Below are 25,007 nucleotides of genomic sequence, written 5' to 3'. Positions count from 1 at the left end.
GATGCGCACAACTGTCGGTGGACACTGGGATACTGGGGCCATGGACGCCTTTACACCCAGCATCGATGCGGACCTGCGTTCCGCTGCCACTTCCATTCTGCGCTCCTTGGTGGGGCGGGATGACGCCGAGTTCCATGATGGGCAGTTCGAAGCGATTGAGGCCCTGGTAGCAGGGGGCCGTCGCGCCCTCGTGGTGCAACGCACCGGCTGGGGAAAATCTGCGGTGTACTTCGTGGCGTCGCTGCTCTTGCGTGCTCGCGGCGCGGGACCCACATTAATTGTTTCTCCGCTTTTGGCACTGATGCGCGACCAGGTTGCTGCCGCGGCACGGGCCGGGGTGCGGGCCGAAGCGATCAACTCGGCCAACGCGCTGGACTGGGCGTCCATAGCCCAAAAGCTCGACAACGATGAGCTGGACGTGCTGTTGGTATCCCCGGAACGGTTGAACAATCCCGTCTTCCGAGACACCCAGCTGCCGGCTCTGGTGGAGCGAATGGGCCTGCTGGTGATTGATGAAGCGCATTGCATCTCCGACTGGGGACACGACTTCCGCCCGGACTACCGCCGCATCAAGGACCTCATCAACGCGCTGCCGGGCACCGTTCCTGTGCTGGCAACCACCGCGACGGCCAACGAGCGCGTGGTTCAGGATGTGCGCGAACAGCTGGCCGTGGGTGGCGCCGATGTCTTCACGCTGCGCGGCGCGCTGGCCCGCGATTCCCTGCGACTTGGTGTGCTGCGCCTGCCCTCACCGCGGTCGCAATTTGCCTGGCTGCTCACGCACCTCAATGATTTCCACGGGTCGGGCATCATTTACACGCTCACCGTCTCGGCGGCTGAAGATATCACCCGACTGCTGGCCGAGGCCGGGCACAAGGTGCTCGCGTACTCGGGACGCACCGACACCGAGGAACGGCACCGAGCCGAAATTGCGCTGAAGAACAATGAGGTCAAGGCGTTGGTGGCCACCAGCGCACTGGGTATGGGCTTTGACAAACCTGACCTCGGCTTTGTCATCCACGTGGGGGCACCAAGCTCCCCGGTGGCGTACTACCAGCAGGTGGGCCGTGCCGGTCGTGGCAGCATCAACGCCGACGTGCTGCTGTTGCCTGGCCCGGAGGACCGGGAGATCTGGCGTTACTTCGCCACCAGCTCCATGCCGGACGAGCAGAAGGCGCATGCAGTCCTGCAGGAACTTGGCGCCACGCAGGGACCGCTGTCGGTACCTGCGCTCGAATCACGTGTCAATATCAAGCGCACCCCGCTCGAGCTGCTGCTAAAGGTATTGGCGGTCGACGGCGCGGTGGAACGGGTCTCGGGCGGCTGGATCCGCTCCGATGCCCAGTGGTACTACGATGCCGAGCGCTACACCCGGGTTGCCGCAGCCCGTGTCGCGGAGCAGAACTCCATGCTGGACTACGAACACCTGACAACCTGCCGCATGGAATTCTTGTCCAAGGCACTGGACGATCCGGCCGCGGCACCTTGTGGGCGCTGCGATAACTGCGCCGGGGTCTGGTTCAGCGACGAAATCCAACAGGTCGCCAAGGACTCCGCCCAGACGGCGTTGGGGCGCGTGGGGGCGCTGCTGGAAGCGCGTCGGATGTACCCCGGTGGGATGGAAAAGCTTGGGGTGCAGCTCAAGGGCAAGATCAAGCCGGAGTTCCAGGCCGAGGACGGCCGCGCGCTGGCCCGCCTGACCGACCTTGGGTGGGGTGGACGTTTGCGTGCCTTGCTGGAGAATCCGGATGAGCCTGATGCGCCCATCTCACCGGCCATGTTGGATGCCTGTGTGAAGGTGCTCAGCGAGTGGAAGTGGTCCACCCGACCGGTCGCCGTGGTGTCCATGCCTTCGCGCACTCGCCCGCAATTGGTGGGGTCCTTCGCCCAGGGCATTTCCACCATCGGTCGCCTCCCATACCTTGGACAGCTTGAATATCGGGACCATGGTCCGCGCGGTGGTTCGGGTGGTAACTCGGCCTTCCGCTTAGCTGCGGTCTGGGACCAGTTTGTTGTGCCCGCCGAGATGGCCGCGAAGCTGGCGGATGCACCGGGCCCGATCCTGCTGCTCGATGACTTGGCAGATAGTCGGTGGACGTTGACCGAGGTGGCTCGCATCCTGCGTGTTGCAGGTGCCCCCGGAGTGCTTCCATTTGTGTTGGGTGTAGCTGGCTGACCCGTCACCGAGGCAGCAATTGTTATTCATGGGTTTATTGATGTTTTCCTAGTATTTTCATCCTTCACTGCAACTCCTATGATGAGGTGAACGCAGGGTCATGAGTGCGTTCAGCACAATTCAAGGAAGTGTAGCAATGGCTGAATTCATGGATGTACACAACCACATGCAGGGACTATCTGCAGCCGATCTGACGGCCGCTCACGCGGCTGATCTTGCCATCCAGGGCGAGGAAAACGTTGAATTCAAAAAGGCATGGGCAGATCCGGTGAGCGGGAAGGTTTTCTGTCTCTCGGAGGGTCCCTCTGCCGAGGCCGTTCAGCGGGTTCACGAGCGGGCCGGCCACCTAGCCGATGAAATTTACGCCGTGCCGTTGGTCGTCTAGTCCGTTTCCAACTCGCAGCAGAATCCACAAAGACGTGGCGAAAATTTCGAAAAGTGGGCCGTGTTGTGACCCGAAAATGGGTGGCGACACGGCCCTTCTGCTCCGAAGACTCAATGCGCCCAATTTGGCCGTTGGCATAAATGGTGCCGGAGACACTGGCACGGTAAATGACAAGGGCCGCTGATCCCCGGTATGCCTTGATCCAAGCAACGCATCGGTGCGAAAGTTCCGCACTGGCTCCCGTGTGGCCGTAGGCTAGAGACATGGAAATACTGCTTTGGGTCCTTGTCCCGCTGCTCATTCTCGGACTAGCGTGGCTGGGACTGAAGAAGCTTCGTGTCAAAAACTCTGCCGAGGTTTCGGCCGCGATCACCCAAGAATCCGCCGAGCTGGCCAATACGCGACTGACAGCCGATGCCCATCGCGCCGTATACAAGTCCCTAGCCCAGGGTGACTTCATGGCCGCGGTGCAAAACTACAAGGCCATGACCGGTGAAGGCTACAAGGCCAGCATTATTGCCGTGCGAAGCTTGGAACGCTTCCCGCAGGTTCGCAAGGCGCCAACCACCGGACCGACCATCGCTCAACAGCTTGCCGCCGAACGCGAGGCTGATCAGGCGGCGGAACCGGAAGCGGCAAAGCCGCAAGCACCAAGTGCTGCTGCCGGGATCCCCCTGCCGATAGGCGATTCTGCCCCAGCTGAGCAGGTGCTATCCCAGCCCCTTGCCAAGACCTCGGAAGAAGCAGAGAAGTCCGAGGATCCCTGGATGGTCCCGAGCGAATGGGCCGACGAATTTGGTTCTAGCGCCGAACGCAGCTCAACGCAGTTCAAGGTTTCCTACCTGGTTGACGGGGAAGAGCACGAATTCGCGAGTGAAGACCTTCCTCCAGCCGAATACGACCAGTTCCTTTCGTTGGTACGCGATGAGGACCTGCACGGTGCCGCGTCACTCATCGCCAAGCACTCGGGCCTGGCCGAAGAAGAAATCTTTCGGATGCTTGTTGCTTCGCCGCTAGGTGGCGGGCAGGCACCAACAGCCAACATCGCCGATTTCAGCTTTGAGGGCCAGGGCCCCGATGGTGCCGTGAAATTCAGCATCAACGATCTGGGGGAGCCTGAACGCTCGAAGCTACTTGACCATTTGCGTCTGGGTGAACTTGATGAGGCCACCAGCATTGTTGCCCGGCATACCGGCCTGCCCGATGAAATGGTGCGCACCCTGCTCAATGCCTTTGGCGACGGAGAGAAGTAGACTCTGGCGGAGTAAACGCCGAACGACGTAGCTAAGCGACCGTGTGTTCTTCTCCCGTCAGGGGCAGGGACATGCGGTCCTTTTTGTTCACTCCGTGGCTGCTCAATAATCGAAGCGAGTGAACTGGATATTAAGACGAAAAAACCCCTACCGAAGTAGGGGTTTTTCAGCGGACACGGGGAGATTTGAACTCCCGGTCGAGTTTAACCCCGACACTTCATTAGCAGTGAAGCCCATTCGGCCGCTCTGGCACGTGTCCATTCTGCTGTTTCCAGCTCCCCTAGACTACCCAAAGCTAGCGCGCCACACAAAACGACGTATCTATGGTGAAGAAAAACCCCGGAAGTACGCGGATTATTACGGCCTGCTATCCCTCTCAGAGGTAGCATTCGGGACATGAGAACTGCCAGCAGCCTGGTTACCAGCGCCGATATTGACGACAATGCGACTCCGCAAGAGCAAATTTCTGTCAGCGCACGGCTTGAACTTGTGCTGACAGACGGAGAACGAATCGTGCTGCTGGATGATCGTGGCTGGGGAACGAGCGGAAGCTGGGAGAGCACCACTCACGAAGAGCTGCGGGAAACCGCTTTGAGCGTGGTGGGACCGGATGAACCATGGGGCAATGAAACCGCTGAGCAAGCCGTTCATGGCTACTGGGCATACCTCAGTGAGATCTTGAAGAACCCAGGAATCTTGATCAACGCGGAAAAACTCCAGCGATTACCCAACGTTGTAGAGCTGAGCCCGCGGCTACTGGCACGCACCGGCGATACCTCCCCGGGCTAGGTCGGAGGTTCGCCGGTGCCTTGCAGCAGATGCAGGATTAGGAGCTGATGTGCCGCCAGAGGAACTCGTAGCTGGTGGCCAACATGGTGGCGGACGCCTTGTTGTCACTGGCCCCGGCATGACCGCCGTCGAGGGACTCGTGGTAACGGACGTCCCTCACGCCCTGGCTCATCATCTTTGCAGCCATCTTGCGAGCCTGGACCGGACCAACCCGGTCATCGCTCGTGGCACTCCAAATCAAAGATGCCGGGTAATCGACACCTTCGGGTAGAGCGTCATCCAGGCGATGATAGGGCGAAAATGTCTTCACGAATTCCCAGTCCTCTGGCACCTCCGGATCACCATATTCCGCGATCCACGAATGCCCCGCTGCCAGACGGGTATACCTGCGCATGTCCAAGAGTGGGACACCGCAGGAGACCGCGCCGAAGAGCTCGGGATAGCCGGTGATCATGTTGCCCATCAGCAGTCCGCCGTTCGAGCGCCCGGTGGCTGCCAGATGCTCGCGTCTGGTGACGCCTCGGGAGATGAGGTCTCGAGCAATAGCAGCGAAGTCTTCATAGGCGCGGTGCCGGTTCTCGCGCAATGCTGCGCGGTGCCAGCGCGGACCGTACTCGCCACCACCACGAATATTGGCCACCACATAAGTGCCGCGTCGCCCCGTTTCAGTGCGCCGCACCAACCAGCCGGGACCCAGAGCACCAAGGTATCCGGGGGTGAGACTCGTCTGGAATCCGCCATAGCCATTCATGAGCACCGGGTTCTTGCCATCGAGCGGCAAATCTTGTGGGGAGATCTGGAAGTAGGGGACGCGGGTTCCGTCGTCGGAAACGGCAAAATGTTGCGAGACCTCAAAGTCAGCGGCGTCGAACCGTGAAGGCGCGCTCTTGATGACTCGTGGTGCGTCGTCGTTGTCGCTGACCTTTCCGCGGGCCAGAGACGTCGGGGTCAGGAAACCGGTGAGCGTCAGCCAGAAGTCATCCCCGCCCGTAGCCGCCTCATCATCGACGGCCGAAGCGCTGAAGCTATGCAAGGGGGAGCCAATATCCAGGGGGCGTAGGGCGAAGTCGTTCGCCGGATCGCAGATGTAGATGTGCGAGGCGACGTCCTGTAAAACGTTGAGCAGGATGTAGTTGGCAGTGAAATCGATGGATTGCAGAGACGTGGATTCGCTCGGAACAAAGATCTCTCGCAGGGTGGCTGTGCCCGCCATGAACTCTTCAAGGTCTGCTAATAGCAGTGTGCCGGGAACATGGGTGGTTCCCTCATGTGTCCATTGAGTCTGCGGTGAGAAAAGTACCCAGTCGCGGTGCAGTGAGACTCCAACGTCGGTGGGCACCTCGATGGGTAGCCACACGTCGTGACGGCGGAGGAAAGTTTTGGAGTTGTAGAAGTCGATGACGTCATGGGCGACATCGCGTTCGAACCCCGGAGTTGAATCATGGGAAACGAAGGCCAAGACGTGGGAGGGGTCAATGGCGAAGATCTCTGGGGACTGCGCAAGATCCTGGCCGCGGGATAGTCTGCGGACGGTGCGTGCATACGACGAAAGTGTCAGCGATCCTTCACCGACGTCCGTGGCGACTAACAAGGTGTCGGAATCTGCCCAGGAGACCTTAGTTTTGGCCACCGGCAAATCAAAGCCGCCCGGGACGAAGGATAAGGTGGGCAGGTCAAACTCCCGCACACGGACCTGGTCTCCGCCATCGGGGGACAGCTTGATCAAAGCGCGCTCATAGGGTTGGTTGGCCGCGGGGCGAAGCATCTGTGCCCCAGAAAAGACCCACTCGATATTCTCTGCTGCGGCCAAGGCATCAATATCCAGCAGAATTTCCCACACGGGGTCATTTTCAAGGTAGGACTCCCAGCTGGTGCGCCGCCACAGGCCCTTGGGATGCTGGGAATCGCGCCAGAAGTTGTAATAGTGCTCTCCTCGCTTGGTCACCATGGGGATCCTGTCGGTGGCATCCAGCACCTCAAGAATGCCGGCCCGGGTGGCCTCAAAATCGTTGTCGAAAAGTTCGGCCTCGGTGCGGTTATTCTGTCCCACGACCCAATCCATGGCCCGCTGCGAATCCAGCTCCTCGAGCCAGAGGAAGGGATCCTCGGACGAGTCTCCGTCCTGGGCATTGGTGATCTGGGCACCGGATGCCCAGGTGGGGGAGGAAGCGTTGATGACTGTTGTTGTGCTCAGGCCGGGGCTGTTCGCATCGGATTCACGAGGATTAGATGAACTCATGGGCACAGTCTCTCATGGCGTACATGGAGTGTTTCGGAGCTTAGCGCACGGCGATCAGCTGCCGTGCAGACTAGGCTGATTCCGTGAGTGAAAAGCAGAATTCTGGACGCGAACCGTACGTCATAGCAGTTGTCGGAGCAGGACCCCGGGGAACCTCCACTTTGGAGCGTCTGGAGTCCGAATTGCGGCGTACCCAAAATTACTCACGCAAGATCACCGTGGTGGTCTTTGACGTCCATGATCCGGGGGCCGGACACGTCTGGTCCACGGCGCAGTCACGACACTTCCTGATGAATACCCCGGCCGGGTTCCCGACAGTGGCCCCGGAACGCACTCACGCCGAAGATCCGGGACTGAGCTTCGACCAGTGGCGCGCGCTCGGTGGTGACGGAGCGGCGCTGAGCAGCGTTGAAGCCGAGGAACTGGCAGCGATGGAAAGAGGCTCCTACCCACCCCGGGCCCTCTACGGTCGCTACCTGCGCCATGTCTTCGAGGCAGCGGTGTCGGCATTACGCAGCCACGAAGCGGTGGTGGAAGTGCGTATCGAACGGGCCGAGGTGACAGCCTTGCACCGCGGCGATGCCGACTACCTGCTCTACGCCCACCCCGTTGCGGCGGGTCATCCGCACCCCAAACGGTCGGGGGAACAATTCTCACTACACGCTCACGCTGTTGTTTTGGCCGTTGGGCACGTTCCTGCACACCTGAACCCGGCGCAAAAGGCCATGGCCCTCGCCGCGTCCGAAGCCGGATTAACCTACCAGGGCCCCAACGTGCCTGGCGATGTTGCGTGGGACAAGATCCCGGCCGGGGAAACCGTCTTGGTGCGCGGATTGGGACTGAATTTCTTTGATGCCATGGCCGCGCTAACGGTGGGGCGCGGTGGTCAGTTCAATGAGGTTAATGGTGGGCCGGGCCGGGCGTTGGAATATTGGCCTTCGGGCCGCGAACCGCGCATCGTCGCCGCATCGCGCCGCGGAACCCCGTACCGGGCCAAGTCCTGCATCGAGGAGTTCATTCCAGCATCCGTCACCCTGCGCTATCTGGATGCGGAGTTGATTATCCAGAAGATCGCAGAGGCCCGGGTGCTGAACCCCGGAGCCACCGCGCGCTTTGACGCCCACGTGTGGCCGTTGCTGCATCGCGATGTGTTGTTGGCCTATTACAGTTTTGCCGCACGGCGTCATCCCGCACGGTTCAACGTCGAGCCGGAACAGTTCGTTAAATCGCTCACCGAGGTTCTCGACGCCGAACATCAGGCCGGGTCCCAGGTCTGGCTCCAGAGCGCCCGGCAGCTTGTTGAGAAATATGCTCCGGAGATGGGTTTCCTTGACGTTCCGCTGCTCGGGCGTCCCTTTGACCAAAATGGGTTTTCCTCGATGAGCGACTACCAGGTAGCCGTCAAGGAGTACCTCGAATACGACGCCATTTCTTCGCACGAGGGTGAAAAGAACCCGCTGAAGATGGCCATCGCCACGCTGAATGCCGGGCGCATGGTCGTCAAGGACATGATTGCCGAGGGGCTCATCTCCGATGAATCGCGATTAGGCGAGGTACAGGGTTGGTTTGAACCGTTGGTCGAGGGCCTCGCCTCGGGTCCTCCGGTGCAGCGCATCGAGGAACTCGCGGCGTTGGCTAGGGCCAACATTGTGGAATTTATTGGCCCGGACCCGGAATTCGCGATCGATGCTCCCACCGGGATGTTTACGGTATCTTCACCGTGGGTAGACGCTCCCGCCTGCACCGGACGCACCCTGGTTGAAGCCATGATGCCAGCCAACCGTGTGCTGCAGACGGCCTCGCCGCTCTTGCGACAACTGATCGATGACGGCTTGGCCGCAGCATTCACCATGCATAACGACCAGGGCGAACCGATCCCCGGACAGGGTCTGGACGTAAAGGGCGAGCCGTACCGGATGGTTGATGGGCGCGGGGTGCCACACCGTGCAATCTTCGTACTCGGCTTGCAGCTTTCCTCGGTTCAATGGGGCACCGCGATCGCAGCGCAGGCGGGCGCCGCTCTCGACGGAGCGGCTAGAACACTGGGCGACGCCCAGAACGCCGCTCGGGAACTGCTGCGACTCAGCCAGGTCTAAGAGCTGAACCGGCCGCGCTGAAACCGCAACGCGGCGCGGGTGCTGGCAGTACCGCCCGCACCCGCGCCGCGGCAGGGAAGAAGCTAGCTTTGCTGCACACCGACCAGCTTCAGGGCTGCTCCGCAGCAGTCGGTGATGGCGGCAACCCGGCCGAACTCCGAGTCCTGCGGGCCCTCGGTCACGGTGCCGCCGTTGGCCACAGCCGTCGCGCAGGCTGCATCCACATCATCCACGCCCCAGTAGGTCACCCAGAACCCGGGGACCTCGGCCGGCAGGAACCCCGAGGCATCCATCAGCCCGGCGCGCGCATCGTCGCCCTGCCCGTAAGTTGTGTACTTGAATTCCGGGGCATCTGACATCACGTGTGTGTCCCACCCAAAGGCCTTGGAGTAGAACTCCACAGCCGCGAGGTAGTTCTTGGAAAGTAACTCGTGCCATGCGGGGGCCCCGTGCTGGGAATCGACGCCGAAACCCTGGTGCTCTTGCGGCTGCCATACACCGAAGGCGGCTCCACCACCATCAAGGAAGATGCCCATGTGGCCGTAGGGCACCACGTGCATCGGCGGTATCAGGACCTGGCCGCCGGCACCCTGGACGCTGGCCTGAGTGGCGGTGATGTCGTCGCTCTTCAAGTAGAGCGACCAAATGTTGGGAATACCACCAAACTCGGGCTGGTAGGGCGAGAGCCCAGCGACCAGGTGCCCCTGCCGCGTGGCACTGAGGTATCCGCCGTATTCCTCGGAGGTCGGTTCCTCAAATTCCCAGCCGAAGAGCTCGGTGTAGAACTTTTTGCTTGCTTCGATGTCGGTCGTCATGATGTCGGTCCATACCGGGCTTCCGGCGGGAGTGCTGATGCGCTGAGACATTGTTGAAAGCTTCCTGTCGTGGAGTTGTACCGTGGTTCGGGAACCGGGGCACTTGCCTGCCCTGATGAATGGAAGCCTACTCGCCAGCAACGTGCCTGAAGATGGCCGGAGCATGAATGCAAAGAGGCGGTTCCCGTGAACACGGGAACCGCCTCTTTCATTGAGCGGATGGTAAGAGATTTGAACTCTTGGTACGGGGTTACCGCACACTGGTTTTCAAGACCAGCTCCTTAGGCCGCTCGGACAACCATCCAGACCAAAAAAGTATACGCCAGAGTGAGAGTGCAAAAGGACAACGGGGCCCCTGAGCAGGAAATTAGTGCAACAATTTCTTGCCGGTAGAGTGGCCCCAACAAGGTTAAACGCGTGTTCTTTGGGTCCCACGACAACGGTTGGGGAGCCGAAATGCTCGCAAGAATGGCCAAAAACGGTGAGGAGAATCCCATGACAACAATGCGTGCCTTTGAGTATCAGGGTGCTGGTGGCCCCGAGGTGCTGGTGGAGGTAGATCGGCCCAAACCGGCGGCCGGCGCCGGTGAGGTATTGATCAAGGTGGCTGCATTTGGGCTAAACCGTGCCGATGTACAGCAGCGCCGTGGAGTCTACCCGCCTCCAGCCGGGGCAAGCGACATTCCCGGGCTTGAGGTTTCGGGCACCATCGAGGCGTTGGGGGAGGGAACACTTGGCTTCACCGTGGGACAGAACGTCTGCGCCCTGTTATCCGGTGGCGGCTACGCCCAATATGTGAGCGTCCCTGCCGGGCATGTCCTCGAGGTCCCCGAGAATGTTGACGTGGTGGATGCCGCAGGGTTCATGGAGGTAGCGGGCACAGTAGTCTCCAACCTTTTCCTGGAGGCTAACCTTGCTCCGGGTGAGACAGTGCTCCTGCACGGCGGAGCCGGTGGGATCGGTTCCATGGCGATCCAGCTGGCCGTCGCCGCCGGCGCCAAGGTTCTAGTGACGGCGTCAAGCGCACAAAAAATTGAGCATTGTCTGGCGCTGGGTGCCACCGCTGGCATCAATTACCGCGAGGAAGACTTCGTTGAGCGTGTTGCCGAGCTGACCGGTGGCGCTGGCGTCGATGTGATTTTGGATGTGGTGGGAGCTAAATACCTCGGACAGAATCTGCGTGCCATGGCCGTTGGTGGACGACTGGTGGTGATCGGACTGCAGGGCGGGGCCACAGGCGAGCTCAACCTCGGCACCCTGATGGCCAAGCGTGCCAGAGTCATTGGCACCACGCTGCGAGCACGGCCACTGGAGCAGAAAGCCGAAATTGTTGCCGCGGTGAAGTCTCATGCCTTACCACTGCTCGCTGCGGGAGCACTTGAACTGTCGATCGACCGACGTTTCCCCTTCACAGACACCCGTTCGGCGCATGAATACTTCGATTCGGGGATACATACAGGAAAAATCGTCGTCAAGCACTGAAACTGTTTTTCCCACGGACTACGGTGTATCACAGGAGTAGGTGTCGCGGAGCACGTAATGCGCGGCGCCTACTCAATGACCATTCGCATCTACCCAAGCATTAGTCACGTGAGAGGAAAACATGAGCAAGCCTCAATCTTCGGCTCCAGAGCTTCCACCGGCAGCCGTTGACCCGCAAGTTGCGGAAGCCGAGGAACGAAAATGGACACCGGGAAAGATTGTCCTCTGGGCAGCGATTTCGCTGCTCGGTGCCGTCGCCTGGGCCATTTTGGCATTTTCCCGCGGGGAAACCATCAATGCCATCTGGTTCGTCTTCGCTGCGATCTGTACTTATTTGGTCGCCTACCGTTTTTACTCCAAGTTCATTGAACGTAAGATCGCCAAGCCCAACGATTTCCGGGCCACCCCGGCCGAATACAACAACAACGGCCGCGACTTCATGCCCACGGACCGCCGGGTGCTCTTCGGACACCACTTCGCCGCCATCGCCGGCGCCGGTCCGCTGGTTGGCCCCATCCTTGCCGCTCAGATGGGCTACCTCCCGGGAACCATCTGGATCATCATCGGTGTAGTTCTGGCCGGAGCAGTTCAGGACTACCTCGTCATGTTCTTCTCGATGCGTCGAGGTGGACGCTCGCTGGGACAGATGGCTCGTGAAGAGCTCGGTGTCATTGGTGGCACCGCGGCCCTGATCGCAACGCTGGCCATCATGGTTATCATCGTCGCTATCCTTGCCCTCGTGGTGGTTAATGCGCTGGGCGAATCCGCCTGGGGCGTCTACTCGGTGGGCCTGACCATCCCGATCGCCCTCTTCATGGGTGTTTACCTGCGCTTCATCCGCCCGGGCAAGGTTATGGAAATTTCCGTCATCGGCTTCGTACTGCTGATGTTCGCCATCATCTCCGGTCGCTGGGTTGCCGAATCCGCATGGGGTGCCGAGTTCTTCCACATGGACCGCACCACCCTGGCCTGGTTCATTATCATTTACGGTTTCATTGCCGCGGTACTCCCGGTATGGCTGCTGTTGGCACCGCGTGATTACCTCTCCACCTTTATGAAGATCGGTGTCATTGGTCTGCTGGCCGCTGCCATCATCGTGGTCCGCCCGGAGATCAGTGTTCCGGCCATCTCCGAATTTGCCGGTTCCGACAAGGGCCCGGTGGTTGCGGGGCATCTGTTCCCCTTCCTCTTTGTCACCATTGCCTGTGGAGCGCTCTCCGGCTTCCACGCGCTGATTGCCTCCGGAACCACCCCAAAGATGGTGGAAAAAGAGAAGCAGACCCGCTTCCTGGGTTACGGCGGCATGCTGATGGAATCCTTCGTGGCCATCATGGCTTTGGTTGCAGCAATCTCCATTGATCGTGGCATCTACTTCGCGATGAACTCCTCGGCAGCCGCCACCGGCGGAACCGTGGAAGGCGCCGTGGCGTTTGTGAACTCGCTGGGCCTGACGGGTGTCAACCTGACTCCCCGCATGCTCACCGATCTAGCCGCCAGCGTGGGAGAAGAATCGGTGGTCTCGCGCACCGGCGGTGCCCCGACCCTCGCGGTGGGCATCGCCCACATCATGCAGCAGTGGTTCGGCGGAGCCGCTATGGCAAGCTTCTGGTACCACTTCGCCATCATGTTCGAGGCCCTGTTTATCCTCACCGCCGTGGATGCCGGAACCCGGGTGGCGCGCTTCATGCTGCAGGACACCATTGGCAACGTCTTCCCGAAGTTCAAGGACACCTCCTGGCGCCCAGGAGCCTGGATATGTACGGCCATCATGGTCGCTGCTTGGGGGTACATCCTGATTCTGGGGGTCACCGATCCGCTCGGTGGCATCAATACCTTCTTCCCGCTCTTCGGCATCTCCAACCAGCTGCTGGCGGCCATCGCCCTGGCCGTGGTGATGACCATCGTGGCCAAGCGCGGAAACTTCAAGTACCTGTGGATCATTGTGCTGCCGCTGGCGTTCGCCACCGTGGTCACCGTGTACGCATCGTTCCTGAAGATCTTCTCCACCGTCCCGGCCGTGGGCTACTTCGCGCAGCACAACGCGCACAAGGGCGCGCTGGAACGCGGGGAAACCAGCTTCGGTTCCGCCAAGAACGTCGAGGCCATGGAGGCAGTGGTTCGCAATACCGGCGTTCAGGGTTGGCTCTCGGTGATCTTCTTGGCGCTTTCGCTGATCGTGATCATCTCCGCCATCATCGCCACCATCCGGGCCTACCCCAACGGCGGTGGCAAGAACACCGAGGATCCGGAAATCCCCTCGAAGATCTACGCACCGAGTGGGTTGGTCTCTTCCCCGGCGGAGAAGGAGCTGGAGAAGGCTTGGAAGAAGGTCCCTGCGGAGCACCAGATCGTCCGCGGAGGACACTGATCATGGGCGCTACGCGACCACTGGCCGTGCTGGGAAACACGGCACGTGGACTGGTGCGTTATCTCGAGGGAGTGCTGGGTGCCGATAAATACCGGGTGTACCTCGAACACCAGGGACGGGATCATCCGGGCATCACTCCCATGACTGAACGCGAATTCTGGCGCGACTACACCGACTGGCAGGAAAAGAACCCGCAGGGTCGGTGCTGCTAAGGCGTTAAGGCGCCACAGGTAGACAAGGGGCCGATGGCCGGTGGAACGCATCCACCGGCCATCGGCCTTAGCCGTCGGTAGGGGTGCCGTCTAAACCGTCATCAGCGGCCGATGGTGGGCGAAGGCCTTGCCGTTCGCGCCCGGCGTTTGACCAACATCGAAATCTTCGGGCCACGGCGAAGATCCGCATGGCAAGATGGAGCCATGAGCGAGCACAGTGCACAGATCCCAGATCCGACCGCTGCAACGAACACTCCTGCATCTGGCGATACGCCGTGGCCATTCCCGGTAGCCGCAGAGTCGGGCACCCCGAGCGGTGGATCCGCCACGGGCTCCGCCCAGCAGGCAGGGGAAGCAGCCCCCGAGGACCAGGCTCCGCATGCTTCTGGCAAGGGCAACGCGCGAGTGACGGGCATCGGGGAACCCGCCAAACTGATGCGCATCGGTGGAATGATCAAGCAGCTACTTGACGAAGTGCGCGCCGCTCCACTGGACGCCGAAGCCCGGACCCGGATGGCGGACATTCATGAGCGCTCCGTCCGCGAGCTGGAAACGGGGCTCTCCCCTGAACTTGCCGAAGAGCTACACCGCATTCGTTTGCCCTTCGCCGATGGCCAGACGCCCTCGGAGGCCGAGCTGCGGGTAGCTCAGGCTCAATTGGTGGGATGGCTGGAGGGCGTGTTCCACGGGCTGCAGGCAGCCATGGCCGCCCAGCAACTGGCCAATCAGCAGTTGGCCCAGCGCATGGCGATGCGTCAGCTTCCCCCGGGTACACAGGTAGCCCCGGGGATTGTCATCAATGAGCAGGGTGAACCCGAACGCATCACCCAAGGTGGTCCCGGCGCGCCGGCGCCACCCGAGCGTCAGGCAGCCAGCCCTGCCACCGAGGGCGATGGCGGCTTTGGGCAGTACCTCTAGACTGGAAAATGGCAATACTGTCAGCAACGTGTTCCTCGGTAGCTCAGAAGTGCCGGGGGACCTCATCGTTATAACAAAGGCAAACACGTAGATGGGATTATTCTCCGCCGCTCGCGAAGCACGCCGCGACACCAAGGAGCTCGGTGACGGGGTATGGCGACGTGCCTACGACAGGTTTGGCCGTTCCCTGGATCGGGTGCACCAAATCCTCGAGGGCATCGAGGACAATGATCTGCACAACGCCCTGATCATGATCGCCAATCATCTGGCGGATCTCCAAGCGCGGGTGCGCGTGGTGTGTGTGAGTGCCCAGGAGAAATCCCCCAGTACCGGGGCGGACATTCCCCACGAGCTGTATGCCGTGCACAGGTTGCTTTCCAAAGCAGCCAACGACTTGGCCACCACGGCCCAAGTCGCAGCCATGGCCCGCTTAGATGGGGAACGCTGGGGCTTTGCCTCTGCCGGATTAGAAAACGTTGCCATGCGTGCGGACCTGGTCGCCGATGGCATCAGTGCCGCCGAGATTGAATTGGCGAAACACTAGGGGGAGGTTCCTGGCACCCGAGCAGAACGCCGTGACATGGGTGGCGGCAGATATTCCGGGTTTCGCCGAACGCTGATCATTCTCAGCAGAGCCAATTCCCTTCAATACATGGTGGCAGGATGGGGAACATGACGAACCTTGTATCCCCAGTGACCACTTTCCACGACGGCAACACCATTCCCCAGCTTGGTTACGGGGTCTGGAAGGTTGAAAATGACGTCGCCAACGATGTTGTCCAGCAGGCCTTTGCCGCCGGATACCGCCACATCGACACCGCGCGCATCTACGGCAACGAGGAAGGCGTCGGACGCGCCATCGCGGCCACCGATGTGGCTCGCGAAGACATGTTCATCACCACCAAGGTCTGGAACGCGGATCAGGGCTTTGAAGAAACGCTGGCAGCCTTTGACGCGTCCATGGAACGCCTGGGCCTTCAATACCTTGACCTCTACCTGATCCACTGGCTGCAGCCGAAGCAGGGTAAATACGTAGACACGTGGAAGGCTCTGATCGAGCTGCAGAAGTCGGGTCGCGTGAAGTCCATCGGCGTCTGCAACTTCACCATCGAGGCGCTCGCCGAACTCGAAGAAGCCACCGGTGTCCTGCCGGTGATCAACCAGGTCGAAACCCACCCGTACTTCCCACAGACGGCACTGCGCGAGTTCGAGGCATCCAAGAACATCGCCCACGAGTCGTGGTCCCCACTGGGCCAGGGCAGCGAATTGCTCAGCGATCCCGTCTTGGTAGCCATCGCCGAAAAGCACGATGCCAGTGTTGCGCAGGTTGTTATCGCCTGGCACCTGGCTCTGGGCAACGTGGTTATCCCGAAGTCGGTCACACCTTCACGCATCGTGGAGAACTTCGCGGGTCAGAGTGTATCGCTGGATGCGCAGGACATCGCCGCGATCAACGCTCTGGATAAGGGTGCGGAGGGGCGCATCGCGGCCGATCCGGCCGTGAGTGACTTCGCCTAAAGTACCTATGTCGCTGCCCGCACTAGCGGGAGCCGAAGGCATAAAACGTGTGGGGATCCGGTGACGGGTCCCCACACGTTTATGCGCGTTAATCGAGGATCGGCCACTTCTGGGCATTGCGATCATCGGTGGACAGTAGTCCGGCCGCCCAATCATCACGCAGTTCTCCACGTAAAGCAGCGCCCAGCCGTGCCGTTCCCTCAAAGTGGAACCCCAACTTTTGCGCGATGCGGGCCGAACCGATATTTCCCGCGTAGGCATTCCAGCCCACACGAGCCAGGCCCAGCCCCTGCGGCGCGGGCCCAAAAGCAAAATCGAGAACTTCACGACACGCCTCGGTGAGAAACCCGCGGCCGCGAAATGCCGGATCCATCCAAAAGCCCAAGTCCGCCGAGGAGTTGGCGACTCGATAGAGCCCCACCACCCCGGCAAGCTGGGAGGATGAACGAATGGTCCAGGTGAATTCGGTGCCAGCCTCCCACGTCTGTTCCGTATGGACGGTCGCGTACTCCAAGGCATCTTCATACCGGTACGGCACCGGAATCGGAACCCAGTGTTGAATCTCCGGATCCTGACAGGCGGAGCGAATGGCCTCCACATCGTCGCTGCAGGGCGGGACTAATTCCAAACGTGTCGTGTGCAGGGACAGCTTCTTCATCCCAGAAGACTAACGCGCCAAGACCGTGAAGCAATGTTGTTGCCACGACCAGGTGTTCTGCGCTGTGCGGTTCAGCGATGTGTCCCACGGTGTGTAGAGACGGAATCCGCGTTTTCCCGCCGATGCGTCACCGGCCAAGATTTTTGCTTTCAGAAGATCTGCGGCAGTGAACCTGAAGTAGCCGTAGCCGTCTGCGGTGTGTGCCGCCACATAGAGCACATCGATGCCGTCGGTTGCGCGGTAGGGTCGGGTTTGCCCATCTGTGCCGCGGATCCACAGTGTCACAAAAAGTCCCGCTTTGGTGGGAGTCACCTTGGCTGCGCGGAACACCGCTCGGGTTTGCTTGCCGGTTGTCTCGGTGAGTACAAGGGAACACCCGGAGTATGCGGCGGCCTGGGGATGTGGATCAGTACAAACCTCGGAGAGTTCGTGTTCGGCCAAAAGGCCGGAGGCCGCCAGGAAGTGTGTCAGTTCTGCGGGGTAAAGAGACGCGGAGGATGCTGGCTGCGGCACGTTGATTTCCTGAGGTTCTGCCCCACTATGGGGACCAGCTGACGGGGACACGCGAAAGGGTCCGTCACCTTGGCGGTAACGGACCCTCACGTCGTTTCGACGAGCCTCCTGCCAGAATCGAACTGGCGACCTTTTCATTACGAGTGAAACGCTCTACCAACTGAGCTAAGGAGGCACCGCGGCGCATAAGCACCACAAGTGAACACTTTATAGGAGTGGGTCCTCAGCGGTCAAAACGAGGGGAAAATGCGTTCCTCAGCAGGTTAATCCGTCGGTCGGAACTTTACCTTCAAGGAGGTAAGATTCCACGGCGTCGCTCACGCAACCATTGGAACGCCCATAGGCGGTGTGCCCGTGTCCCTGATAGGTGACCAGGGATCCCGAATCCAGTGACTTGGCCAGTGACTGGCTCCAGGCATAAGGGGTGGCGGGGTCTCCGGTGGTGCCGATGACCACGATGGGTGCTGCGCCCTTGGCCGTCAGTTCTCCCGGTTTGCCGGTGGCCTTAAACTCCCAGTCTTGACACCCGACCGCGCCGAAGGCCAGATACTTACCGATGGTGGGTGCCGCCTTGGTCAACGTCGCGGCGTCGGCGCGCATGGTGGCCACGTCGGCATTCATCGGGTAATCAAGGCAGTTGATGGCGGTGAAGGAGGCTGCTCCGTTGCCCGAGTAGGTGCCCTCTGAGGTGCGTCCGGCGGAAAGATCGGCGAAGTATTCGATGGTGTCCACATCTCCATCCATGACCGAGCTCAGGGCCTGGGTCAGGGTGGGCCAACTGGCATTGTCGTAGAGCGGAATGATGAAGCCGTTGACAAAGTCGATGATCGGCACACTGCGTCCGTCACTGGCTACCATCGGGTTCGCTTCGACGCTATCCAAGAGTGCACGCAGCTGGGTTAGGGCATCATCCAAAGAGCCAGTGAAGGGGCAGTCGCCGGACGCGAGGCAATCTTGGAGGTAGGCGCGAATTTCGTTTTCGAATCCCACCGCCTGACCCAGGGTGATCTCCTCGTTGGAGAGTGCCGGATCTAGGGCTCCGTCGAGCACCAACCGACCGACGTTTTTCGGGAACATCTCTGCATAGTGGGCGCCCAACGAGGTTCCGTAGGAGAAGCCCAGAAAATTCAACTTTTCATCCCCCAACACCGCGCGCATCACATCCATGTCGCGGGCCGCGGAAACGGTATCAACAAAGCCTAGAGCCGCGCCGGTGCGTTCCGCGCAGAGGGCAGCATAGTCGGCGCTGGAGGCGCGCATGGAAGCCAGACCGGCGTCGGTGGAGGTATCAAATTGCACCTGGCGGCCGGCATCTTGCTCGGCGGCGTCCTCACATTTCACCGGGCTGGAGGAAGCTACCCCGCGCGGGTCAAAGCCCACGATGTCAAAGCCGTCTTGTAGCGAACGGCCAAACATCTGCGGCACCGAGTCGCGCACCAGATCTAGCCCGGAGGCGCCGGGGCCACCGGGATTCACCAACAAGGAACCCTGTACGGTGCCGCTGCCGGGGCGCTTGTTGAGCTTCAGGCTTAGCGTTTCCCCGGCAGGGTTGGCATAGTCCATCGGTACGCTCAGCTCGGCGCACTTCAGCGATCCGTCGCAGGAGTTCCATTCCAAATTCTGCGTGTAAAACTTTTCCAGGCCCTTGGGGGCCTTGGCCGCAGTACCTGGCGCCGTGGCGGTGGACTCGCTGACGGGGGTCGTGGTCACCGAGCATCCGCTCAGCAACAGGGCCATCGACGCTAGCAAGGACATCACACTCAGGTGGCGGCGGGGTGCTCTCATACGGTGCTGGTACTCCTTGGATGGTCCGAGTGGGTGGATAAACGCCTTAGGCGGCGGGACGCAGCGAGACCATCATGGCCTCCATGGCCAACAGTGGAGCCACATTGGCTCCGATGCGCGCCCGGGCCTCGGCGATGGCATCGATCTTCGCGATCGTCGCCTCCGGGTGCGAGGCGTTGGCGTAGGCGTGCAGCGGATCGGCGAGGTAGTCGTTGACCAGCTCGCTACCGCTCTTGAGCTGCAGCAGCAACACATCGCGGAAGAACGTGGTCAGATCGATCAGCGAACGATCCAACGCATCGTGGGTGGCGCGCCGGGCTCGGCGCTTCGCATTTTCCTCGAGTGCCTTGAACGCGCTGCGTTGTTGGGGTGGCACCGGGGACTCGGCATCCAGGCCCAGCGATGTGCGCAGGGCGGCCGACTCGGCCTCGGCGCGCTCGGCGGCCGACGCTGTGGCCTCGGCGGTGGAGAGTTCCACCAGTTCGGCGGCGGCCATCACCGCATCGGAGACCGAGCGGATGCGCAGTGGTAGCCGCACCGTGGTGTCGCGGCGACGGCGCGCCTCGGCATCGCGGGCCAGCCGCCGAGCAATGCCAATATGAGATTGGGAGATGCGTGCGGCAAATTCGGCCTGTTCCGCCGAAAGCCCGTCGCGGCGCACCAGCAGCGCGGCCACCGATTCGCGGGTGGGCACGGCCAGGGACACAGAACGGCAGCGCGAGCGAATGGTCACCAAGACGTCGGCGGGGGATGGCGCACACAGGATCCACACCGTGTGAGGAGGTGGCTCCTCAATGGATTTGAGCAGCACGTTGGTGGTGCGCTCGGTCATCCGGTCGGCATCCTCCACGATGATGACTCGCCAGGGCGCGGTGGAAGGCCGGTCTTGCGCCTTGGTGATTAGCTCACGAACGTCATCAATCTGGTAATTGACCTTCTCCGTGGCGATCAGCGCTACATCCGGGTGGGTTCCGGCCAGGACCGTCACACAGGCCTTGCAGACACCGCAGCCACGCTTTTCCGGATCGGTGAGTTGGCATTGCAGTGCGGCGGCAAAGGCCCGCGCGGCGTTGGAGCGCCCGGAGCCCGGCGGACCGGTGAACAACCAAGCATGTGCCGGGGCACCCTCGGCCACGGCTCGGCGTAGCGCGGTGATGGCCTTTTCCTGACCGGGCAGGTCCTCCCAGACATCCACGGTTAGGACCTTGGCCCGTTTAGTAGATTCGACACGGTGCCAAAGATCGCTTCGGCTAGCTCCGTGATGCCGGTGGTGGCATCAAGGACCAGATAGCGCGCTGGTTCCCGGGTAGCAAAGTGTACAAAGGCGTCGCGGATCAGTAAGTGGAAGGAATCCGGTTCGGATTCCAGACGATCTTCGCTCACCGACTGTCCGTCCGCGTCAACGATGCGTCGCGAACGTCCGGCGGCGGGGGAGACATCCAAGAGCACCGTGAGGTCCGGCAGCAGCCCGCCGGTGGCAAATTCGTTGATGGCTCGCACGGCATCTTCGCCGAGTTCCCGGCCAATGCCCTGATACGCCAGGGATGAATCGATGAATCTGTCGCAGATCACCATGGTGCCGGCGGCCAGGGCGGGGCGGATGACCTGTTCGACGTGAGCGGCACGGGCCGCCGCGTACATCAGTGCCTCGGTGCGCGCATCAACAGTGCCCTGCCCATGGTCAAGAACCAGCGAACGCAATTTCTCCCCGATGGGGGTGCCACCTGGTTCCCGGGTGTGCAGCACCGTATGACCGCGTTCGCGCAGCGCCTTGGCAAGCAGTGCCGCCTGCGTCGATTTGCCGGCACCGTCACCACCTTCAAAGACTATGAAGCGGCCGGTGTGCTGAAGGTTCTGCTGCGCGTCATTCACACCTACCAGCCTATCTTCCCCACGGCTCGCATCGAGACAGGCAAGCGACGGTGATCCGCTCGAAACCCACGTCATCAGAGTGGGAGCAACGGGGGTGGGAAGGTAATCTAAAAATCATGACCCGTCCTGATTTCGCGCCGCTGGCCCCGGACACCGTTGTGGTGTCCGCCGGGCGCCCGCCGCATGCCGTTGACCAGCCAGTGAACCCGCCCATCGTGCTTTCCTCCACGTTCTATTCGCTGGGTGTGCCCGGCGCGGGAGAAAAGGTGTACGGGCGATTCACGAATCCCACCTGGGATCCGCTGGAAGAAATGATTGCCACGCTCGAGGACTGTGATCTGCCGGCCCTGGCTTATGCCTCGGGCATGGCGGCGGTGGCCGCGGGCCTGTCGCTGCTGGCACCCGGGAACACCATCGTGATCCCCTCTCACGCTTACAACGGATCACTGGCCCTAGTCGCCGAACTTGAAGTCACGCTGGGCTTAAGTGTTCGCCGGGTGGATCTTGCCGACACCAATGCGGTGCTCGCAGCCCTGGTGGGTGCCGATATGGCCTGGCTGGAGTCACCCACCAACCCGATGCTTGAGGTCGCCGATTTGCCGGTATTGCTGAAAGCGGCCAAGGAAGCCGGAGTCCTGACGGTAGTGGATAACACCTTCTCCACGCCGCTGCGCCAACGCCCACTGCAGCAAGGTGCGGACGTCGTGGTGCATTCCGCTACCAAGTACATGGGTGGACACTCGGATGTGGTCCTCGGTGCCGTGGTGACGCGCAACCCGGAACTACACGCCCGTCTGCACTCCATGCGGACCCTGCACGGTGCGATCCCCGGGCCCTTTGAGGCTTGGCTGACGTTGCGTGGCATCCGCACCATGGCCCTGCGTCTGGATAAGGCCGAGGCGAACGCCGGGGAACTGGCGCGGCGTCTGGCCGAGCACCCTGCCATTTCACTGGTGCGTTACCCGGGCCTGCCGCAGGACCCGGGGTACGCCCGGGCTGCGGAACAGCTTGATGGTTTTGGCGCGATCATCGGCATCGAGATCGCCGCCGGCCCGGAGGCTGCCGATCGGATGCTTGCTGCGCTGCAGCTGTGGACCCCCGCCACGTCGCTGGGTGGGGTCGAATCCCTGGCCGAGAGGCGTCGGCGTCATCCGGGGGAACCAGGCACCGTGCCCGAAAATTTGGTGCGGCTGAGCGTCGGCATCGAAAATGTGGAGGACTTGTATGCCGATCTTGAAGCGGCGCTGAGCGATTCCCGCTAGGCTAGAACCATGATTTATGCCCACATGTTCGACCGTTACCTCATGCTTGCGCTCGGTGTAGTTGCCGTGGTGCTGGCCGTTATGGCGCTGGCTGACGCGGTGCGGCGTCCGGCAGCCAACTTCCAGCGCGAAAACAAGCGCACCAAGCAGTTCTGGATGGGCATGAGCGCCGCAGCCACCTTGGTCTGCCTGCTTTCGTTGTTCTCGGGCGGCGGCGGCGGAATGTTCCAGCTCATCGGTGCCTGCATTGCCTGCGTGTATCTGGCGGACGTGAAGCCGGCAGTTTCCGGCAAGGGTGGCTACTACCCGTACTAGGGCTACCGTGGGGCTAAGCGCCCGCGCAATAGCTTCAAAGGGGTGCGATACTGCGGATTTGTCGCGGCATCGCGCCCTTTTTGTGCCTCATTTCCGCTGCAGGAGAATCCCGCCACGGCCACCTGCCCACGCCGTTGATCGGCGTGGACACCGGCGAATCGAAGTGGGGGACGCCGCGCTAGGTGTGGCGCTCACACAGCGTTACGCTACCGAGAATTTTTACCCGGAACCGATCATCGGCAAGTCATTGGCCAGCGCGGTGACCTCCAGCCGGTCTCCCGGACCCACCAGCAGCAGGATCCGCCGCGCACCGTGGCCGCGCAGGCTCTGGAGGACCTGCTCCACGGAGAGCGTCGTACCGGCCGGCTCCTGGCGCAGCAACACCGTGACACGGGCGCCGGTGTGCGCCCGGATCACCGCGGCGAGATCCGGGGCATCGGCACCGGCCACTAGCACCACCTCGGCGAGACCGAGCTTGGGTCTGCTCCCCGGGACGCCCGGTGCTTCGGCGTGCTCGGTGAGCTCACGGGCATGGCGCCACAGTACAAAGTGGTAGCCGGCCACCAGTGCAGTGGCGACCAACAGACCCAACGGCGCCCTGACGCGCTCAAGCAGTCCCGATGTACTCGTATCTCCCAAGATGAACTCAAAGAGCCGGAAGCCGATCACTAGCAGCGTCACCAGGGATACCACCGCGCTGATTCCAAAGACCAGAACTAGATAGATGCGCCGACCTTGCTGGTCAAAGGACCGGGCCGAACGCCAGGAGAACCACCACAACGGAGCGCCCACGGCCAACGAACTGAGTCCAGCCAAGAGCAGCTGCAACGAATCGGTGCCACCCAAACGGGTGGTGGCCGTGGACAGACCCGCATTCACCACCACGCCTAGACCGGAAGCCCACGCGATCAGGGTGACTCCGGAAATGGCGAGTCCTGCGGCTGCCGGAAGAGGTGCCGGCCGGTTACTCACGATCCTTGCGTGGTAGAGCCAGGAGAGCAGCCCCAGTAAACCCGCAGCCAGCGCCTCGGGGGCAGGATCCAACACGATGGGCAGCGGATCGCTGCGATCCAGCCCCAACCGCAGCAGCACAAAAAGCACGATCCCCACGCCGCCCAGGGCCAAGATGCTTGAGACCCCCACCCCCAGGGACACCACCGCTACCCCGGCCAGAGTGGTGTGCAGCGTGCTGGCCCCAGAGCGGAACCAATGCCACCACCAGATCACCGCTCCGCCAACGGCCCAAACCAACAGTCCTAGGGCGCCGCGCCACCAGGGGCTCCCAACGACCGCCAGATCCTCTTGCGCCCCCAGGGCTCGGTCAAAGAGCAACCCCAAGGCGTTGCTGGCGGCCCCAAGGCCAAGAACCAGCCCGAACGCCCAACCGAGGAGCGTGGGCACCGTGGCCAGGGCCACCGGCCCGCGCGTGCTGTGGACCAGCATCCACCGGTGCCAGCACCACACCGCTGCCCAACCCAGCCCCTGCCCCAGCGAGGTTTTGACGGATCCGGTGTCCCCGCCGATCCAGTGGGCCAATCCACCGAGGATGAAACTGGAGGCGGTGATCAGCGAGGTGATGTACATGGCGGAGAAGTAAACCCCCCACGCCGTGGAGCGCCGTTCCGCCGGAGAGCGCAGCAGTCGCCAACTGGCCCAGAAGGCTACGGCGCCCAGCGGGCCGCCCACCAAGGTCAGCGCTAGTGCAAGCGCCAGCGAGGAAGAGTCCGCGGCAACCAGCACATCGCCGGCGGTAAACGCCCAGCCCAAGAGCGAGCCAACGCCGGAGGCGGTGATGGAGAGAAGAGCAAAGAGCAAGATGTACAAGATGATGCGCCGCAGTGTGCCTAAGGCTGGAGCCACCGGCCGGATGCCCGTTTCACGGTCGGCGCTCATGGTTTGAACCCCTCATCTGCACAGACCAGCAGGGGCCACGGCGCACTGGAGATGCGCCAAGTGCCAGCAACCCGGTCTAACTCGAAGGATTCCTCGTTAGCGTATTCGGGGCTGCCGAAGGGTCCCGAGACGTTGCTGTAGGAAATGGAAACTACCACGTCGGCGGTGGCTTCGTGCTGGGTGGTGCGCACCAGGGCAACCCTGATGTTCCGCTCGGGGGCCACCGATTCATACCCGTCGCAGCGTTTGTCGTCTACGTCGGTGAGAAATTTGCGTGCGGTGTCCTCGTCGCCGTTCACCACGGCGGTGACATACCCCTGAACCACCCCGGCAGGACTGTGCACATCAAGCGGCTTCGACGCGCCACGGGTCAAGACAACAACCAGCGATACCAGCACCAACAACACGATCACGCACAGCAGCATCAGCATTTGCTTTCCGCTTCGTGCAGCACCAAG

The 25,007-nt window shown here is 61.7% G+C and carries 22 protein-coding genes and 3 tRNA genes; 13 read left to right on the top strand and 12 right to left on the bottom strand.

What is annotated here, in order from left to right; translation table 11 throughout:
• Positions 1 to 40 precede the first annotated feature (40 nt).
• From HED64_RS18200 to HED64_RS18190, 3 genes are all read left to right on the top strand, one after another.
• Complete coding sequence (locus HED64_RS18200) at positions 41 to 2,176, top strand: RecQ family ATP-dependent DNA helicase (RefSeq protein ID WP_168153379.1); 2,136 nt, start codon at positions 41 to 43, stop codon at positions 2,174 to 2,176.
• Positions 2,177 to 2,312: 136 nt separating this feature from the next.
• Positions 2,313 to 2,561 (top strand): SCO4226 family nickel-binding protein, encoded by a 249-nt coding sequence (locus HED64_RS18195; RefSeq protein WP_132365203.1) that lies wholly within the window; start codon positions 2,313 to 2,315, stop codon positions 2,559 to 2,561.
• 263 nt (positions 2,562 to 2,824) lie between these two features.
• The gene (locus tag HED64_RS18190; protein ID WP_168153378.1) at positions 2,825 to 3,814 is read left to right on the top strand and encodes a hypothetical protein; all 990 of its coding nucleotides are present in this window, start codon (positions 2,825 to 2,827) and stop codon (positions 3,812 to 3,814) included.
• Between the two features lie 170 nt (positions 3,815 to 3,984).
• Here HED64_RS18190 and HED64_RS18185 read toward each other — a convergent pair.
• Positions 3,985 to 4,073, bottom strand: a tRNA-Ser gene (locus tag HED64_RS18185).
• A gap of 137 nt (positions 4,074 to 4,210) precedes the next feature.
• On the opposite strand from HED64_RS18185, the gene HED64_RS18180 reads away from it, so the two are divergent.
• The gene (locus tag HED64_RS18180) at positions 4,211 to 4,603 is read left to right on the top strand and encodes a hypothetical protein (protein ID WP_168153377.1); all 393 of its coding nucleotides are present in this window, start codon (positions 4,211 to 4,213) and stop codon (positions 4,601 to 4,603) included.
• A gap of 37 nt (positions 4,604 to 4,640) precedes the next feature.
• Here HED64_RS18180 and HED64_RS18175 read toward each other — a convergent pair whose 3' ends face one another.
• A complete protein-coding gene (locus tag HED64_RS18175) occupies positions 4,641 to 6,842 on the bottom strand; it encodes a prolyl oligopeptidase family serine peptidase (protein WP_168153376.1) in 2,202 nt (733 codons plus the stop codon).
• 83 nt (positions 6,843 to 6,925) lie between these two features.
• Between HED64_RS18175 and HED64_RS18170 the strand changes: the two genes are divergently transcribed.
• Entirely contained in the window at positions 6,926 to 8,938 is a 2,013-nt protein-coding gene (locus HED64_RS18170; protein ID WP_342590773.1) for an FAD/NAD(P)-binding protein, read from the top strand.
• A gap of 83 nt (positions 8,939 to 9,021) precedes the next feature.
• Here the strand turns inward: HED64_RS18170 and HED64_RS18165 are convergent, their stop codons facing one another.
• On the bottom strand, positions 9,022 to 9,804 hold the full coding sequence (locus HED64_RS18165) for a VOC family protein (protein ID WP_168153375.1): 783 nt from the start codon (positions 9,802 to 9,804) through the stop codon (positions 9,022 to 9,024).
• Positions 9,805 to 9,969: 165 nt separating this feature from the next.
• Positions 9,970 to 10,057 (bottom strand) — tRNA-Ser (locus tag HED64_RS18160).
• 200 nt (positions 10,058 to 10,257) lie between these two features.
• Here HED64_RS18160 and HED64_RS18155 point away from each other — a divergent pair.
• From HED64_RS18155 to HED64_RS18130, 6 genes are all read left to right on the top strand, one after another.
• Positions 10,258 to 11,235: an NAD(P)H-quinone oxidoreductase gene (locus HED64_RS18155; RefSeq protein WP_168153420.1), complete on the top strand. Its 978-nt coding sequence runs from the start codon at positions 10,258 to 10,260 to the stop codon at positions 11,233 to 11,235.
• A gap of 121 nt (positions 11,236 to 11,356) precedes the next feature.
• Positions 11,357 to 13,603, top strand: coding sequence for a carbon starvation CstA family protein (locus tag HED64_RS18150; protein ID WP_168153374.1), 2,247 nt, complete (start codon positions 11,357 to 11,359; stop codon positions 13,601 to 13,603).
• Positions 13,604 to 13,605: 2 nt separating this feature from the next.
• Complete coding sequence (locus HED64_RS18145; RefSeq protein WP_168153373.1) at positions 13,606 to 13,815, top strand: YbdD/YjiX family protein; 210 nt, start codon at positions 13,606 to 13,608, stop codon at positions 13,813 to 13,815.
• Between the two features lie 204 nt (positions 13,816 to 14,019).
• Positions 14,020 to 14,733, top strand: a complete 714-nt coding sequence (locus HED64_RS18140; protein WP_168153372.1) for a proteasome activator — start codon at positions 14,020 to 14,022, stop codon at positions 14,731 to 14,733.
• Between the two features lie 91 nt (positions 14,734 to 14,824).
• The gene (locus HED64_RS18135; RefSeq protein WP_168153371.1) at positions 14,825 to 15,277 is read left to right on the top strand and encodes a hypothetical protein; all 453 of its coding nucleotides are present in this window, start codon (positions 14,825 to 14,827) and stop codon (positions 15,275 to 15,277) included.
• Between the two features lie 119 nt (positions 15,278 to 15,396).
• Positions 15,397 to 16,251 (top strand): aldo/keto reductase, encoded by an 855-nt coding sequence (locus HED64_RS18130; protein ID WP_425351815.1) that lies wholly within the window; start codon positions 15,397 to 15,399, stop codon positions 16,249 to 16,251.
• An 88-nt stretch (positions 16,252 to 16,339) separates the two neighbouring features.
• On the opposite strand, the gene HED64_RS18125 is transcribed toward HED64_RS18130, so the two are convergent.
• The 6 genes from HED64_RS18125 to tmk form a co-directional block, all read right to left on the bottom strand.
• On the bottom strand, positions 16,340 to 16,909 hold the full coding sequence (locus HED64_RS18125; protein WP_168153369.1) for a GNAT family N-acetyltransferase: 570 nt from the start codon (positions 16,907 to 16,909) through the stop codon (positions 16,340 to 16,342).
• 9 nt (positions 16,910 to 16,918) lie between these two features.
• Positions 16,919 to 17,422, bottom strand: a complete 504-nt coding sequence (locus HED64_RS18120; RefSeq protein ID WP_168153368.1) for a MepB family protein — start codon at positions 17,420 to 17,422, stop codon at positions 16,919 to 16,921.
• Between the two features lie 102 nt (positions 17,423 to 17,524).
• Positions 17,525 to 17,597, bottom strand: a tRNA-Thr gene (locus HED64_RS18115).
• Between the two features lie 80 nt (positions 17,598 to 17,677).
• Positions 17,678 to 19,207, bottom strand: coding sequence for an alpha/beta hydrolase (locus HED64_RS18110; protein ID WP_168153367.1), 1,530 nt, complete (start codon positions 19,205 to 19,207; stop codon positions 17,678 to 17,680).
• Between the two features lie 46 nt (positions 19,208 to 19,253).
• Positions 19,254 to 20,402, bottom strand: a complete 1,149-nt coding sequence (locus HED64_RS18105) for a DNA polymerase III subunit delta' (RefSeq protein WP_168153366.1) — start codon at positions 20,400 to 20,402, stop codon at positions 19,254 to 19,256.
• 2 nt (positions 20,403 to 20,404) lie between these two features.
• The gene (gene tmk, locus HED64_RS18100) at positions 20,405 to 21,079 is read right to left on the bottom strand and encodes a dTMP kinase (protein ID WP_342590772.1); all 675 of its coding nucleotides are present in this window, start codon (positions 21,077 to 21,079) and stop codon (positions 20,405 to 20,407) included.
• A gap of 116 nt (positions 21,080 to 21,195) precedes the next feature.
• On the opposite strand from tmk, the gene HED64_RS18095 reads away from it, so the two are divergent.
• Both HED64_RS18095 and HED64_RS18090 read left to right on the top strand, forming a co-directional pair.
• Positions 21,196 to 22,341 carry a trans-sulfuration enzyme family protein gene (locus tag HED64_RS18095; RefSeq protein WP_168153364.1) on the top strand — a complete coding sequence of 382 codons (1,146 nt, stop codon included), beginning with the start codon at positions 21,196 to 21,198 and terminating at the stop codon, positions 22,339 to 22,341.
• Positions 22,342 to 22,350: 9 nt separating this feature from the next.
• On the top strand, positions 22,351 to 22,656 hold the full coding sequence (locus tag HED64_RS18090; RefSeq protein WP_168153363.1) for a DUF2516 family protein: 306 nt from the start codon (positions 22,351 to 22,353) through the stop codon (positions 22,654 to 22,656).
• A gap of 219 nt (positions 22,657 to 22,875) precedes the next feature.
• Here the strand turns inward: HED64_RS18090 and HED64_RS18085 are convergent, their stop codons facing one another.
• Positions 22,876 to 24,549: a DUF5671 domain-containing protein gene (locus tag HED64_RS18085; protein ID WP_168153362.1), complete on the bottom strand. Its 1,674-nt coding sequence runs from the start codon at positions 24,547 to 24,549 to the stop codon at positions 22,876 to 22,878.
• Positions 24,546 to 24,974, bottom strand: coding sequence for an LpqB family beta-propeller domain-containing protein (locus HED64_RS18080; RefSeq protein WP_245326087.1), 429 nt, complete (start codon positions 24,972 to 24,974; stop codon positions 24,546 to 24,548). The genes HED64_RS18085 and HED64_RS18080 overlap by 4 nt, the downstream gene beginning before the upstream one ends.
• Positions 24,975 to 25,007: the final 33 nt, after the last annotated feature.

Origin of the sequence: Paeniglutamicibacter terrestris, assembly GCF_012271785.1 — a bacterium.
Classification (GTDB): Bacteria; Actinomycetota; Actinomycetes; order Actinomycetales; family Micrococcaceae; genus Paeniglutamicibacter; species Paeniglutamicibacter terrestris.
This window is presented reverse-complemented; position numbering and strand designations above follow the sequence as displayed.

Excerpts from the sequence above, each read along its gene's own strand:
- HED64_RS18180 (WP_168153377.1), top strand. The coding sequence starts at position 4,211 with ATGAGAACTGCCAGCAGCCTGGTTACCAGCGCCGATATTGACGACAAT.
- HED64_RS18145 (WP_168153373.1), top strand. The coding sequence starts at position 13,606 with ATGGGCGCTACGCGACCACTGGCCGTGCTGGGAAACACGGCACGTGGA.
- HED64_RS18125 (WP_168153369.1), bottom strand. The coding sequence starts at position 16,909 with ATGAAGAAGCTGTCCCTGCACACGACACGTTTGGAATTAGTCCCGCCC.
- HED64_RS18150 (WP_168153374.1), top strand. The coding sequence starts at position 11,357 with ATGAGCAAGCCTCAATCTTCGGCTCCAGAGCTTCCACCGGCAGCCGTT.
- HED64_RS18085 (WP_168153362.1), bottom strand. The coding sequence starts at position 24,549 with ATGAGCGCCGACCGTGAAACGGGCATCCGGCCGGTGGCTCCAGCCTTA.
- HED64_RS18095 (WP_168153364.1), top strand. The coding sequence starts at position 21,196 with ATGACCCGTCCTGATTTCGCGCCGCTGGCCCCGGACACCGTTGTGGTG.
- HED64_RS18155 (WP_168153420.1), top strand. The coding sequence starts at position 10,258 with ATGCGTGCCTTTGAGTATCAGGGTGCTGGTGGCCCCGAGGTGCTGGTG.
- HED64_RS18175 (WP_168153376.1), bottom strand. The coding sequence starts at position 6,842 with ATGAGTTCATCTAATCCTCGTGAATCCGATGCGAACAGCCCCGGCCTG.
- HED64_RS18130 (WP_425351815.1), top strand. The coding sequence starts at position 15,397 with ATGGGGAACATGACGAACCTTGTATCCCCAGTGACCACTTTCCACGAC.
- HED64_RS18135 (WP_168153371.1), top strand. The coding sequence starts at position 14,825 with ATGGGATTATTCTCCGCCGCTCGCGAAGCACGCCGCGACACCAAGGAG.
- HED64_RS18190 (WP_168153378.1), top strand. The coding sequence starts at position 2,825 with ATGGAAATACTGCTTTGGGTCCTTGTCCCGCTGCTCATTCTCGGACTA.
- HED64_RS18090 (WP_168153363.1), top strand. The coding sequence starts at position 22,351 with ATGATTTATGCCCACATGTTCGACCGTTACCTCATGCTTGCGCTCGGT.
- HED64_RS18165 (WP_168153375.1), bottom strand. The coding sequence starts at position 9,804 with ATGTCTCAGCGCATCAGCACTCCCGCCGGAAGCCCGGTATGGACCGAC.
- HED64_RS18200 (WP_168153379.1), top strand. The coding sequence starts at position 41 with ATGGACGCCTTTACACCCAGCATCGATGCGGACCTGCGTTCCGCTGCC.
- HED64_RS18195 (WP_132365203.1), top strand. The coding sequence starts at position 2,313 with ATGGCTGAATTCATGGATGTACACAACCACATGCAGGGACTATCTGCA.
- HED64_RS18080 (WP_245326087.1), bottom strand. The coding sequence starts at position 24,974 with ATGCTGCTGTGCGTGATCGTGTTGTTGGTGCTGGTATCGCTGGTTGTT.
- HED64_RS18110 (WP_168153367.1), bottom strand. The coding sequence starts at position 19,207 with ATGAGAGCACCCCGCCGCCACCTGAGTGTGATGTCCTTGCTAGCGTCG.
- HED64_RS18140 (WP_168153372.1), top strand. The coding sequence starts at position 14,020 with ATGAGCGAGCACAGTGCACAGATCCCAGATCCGACCGCTGCAACGAAC.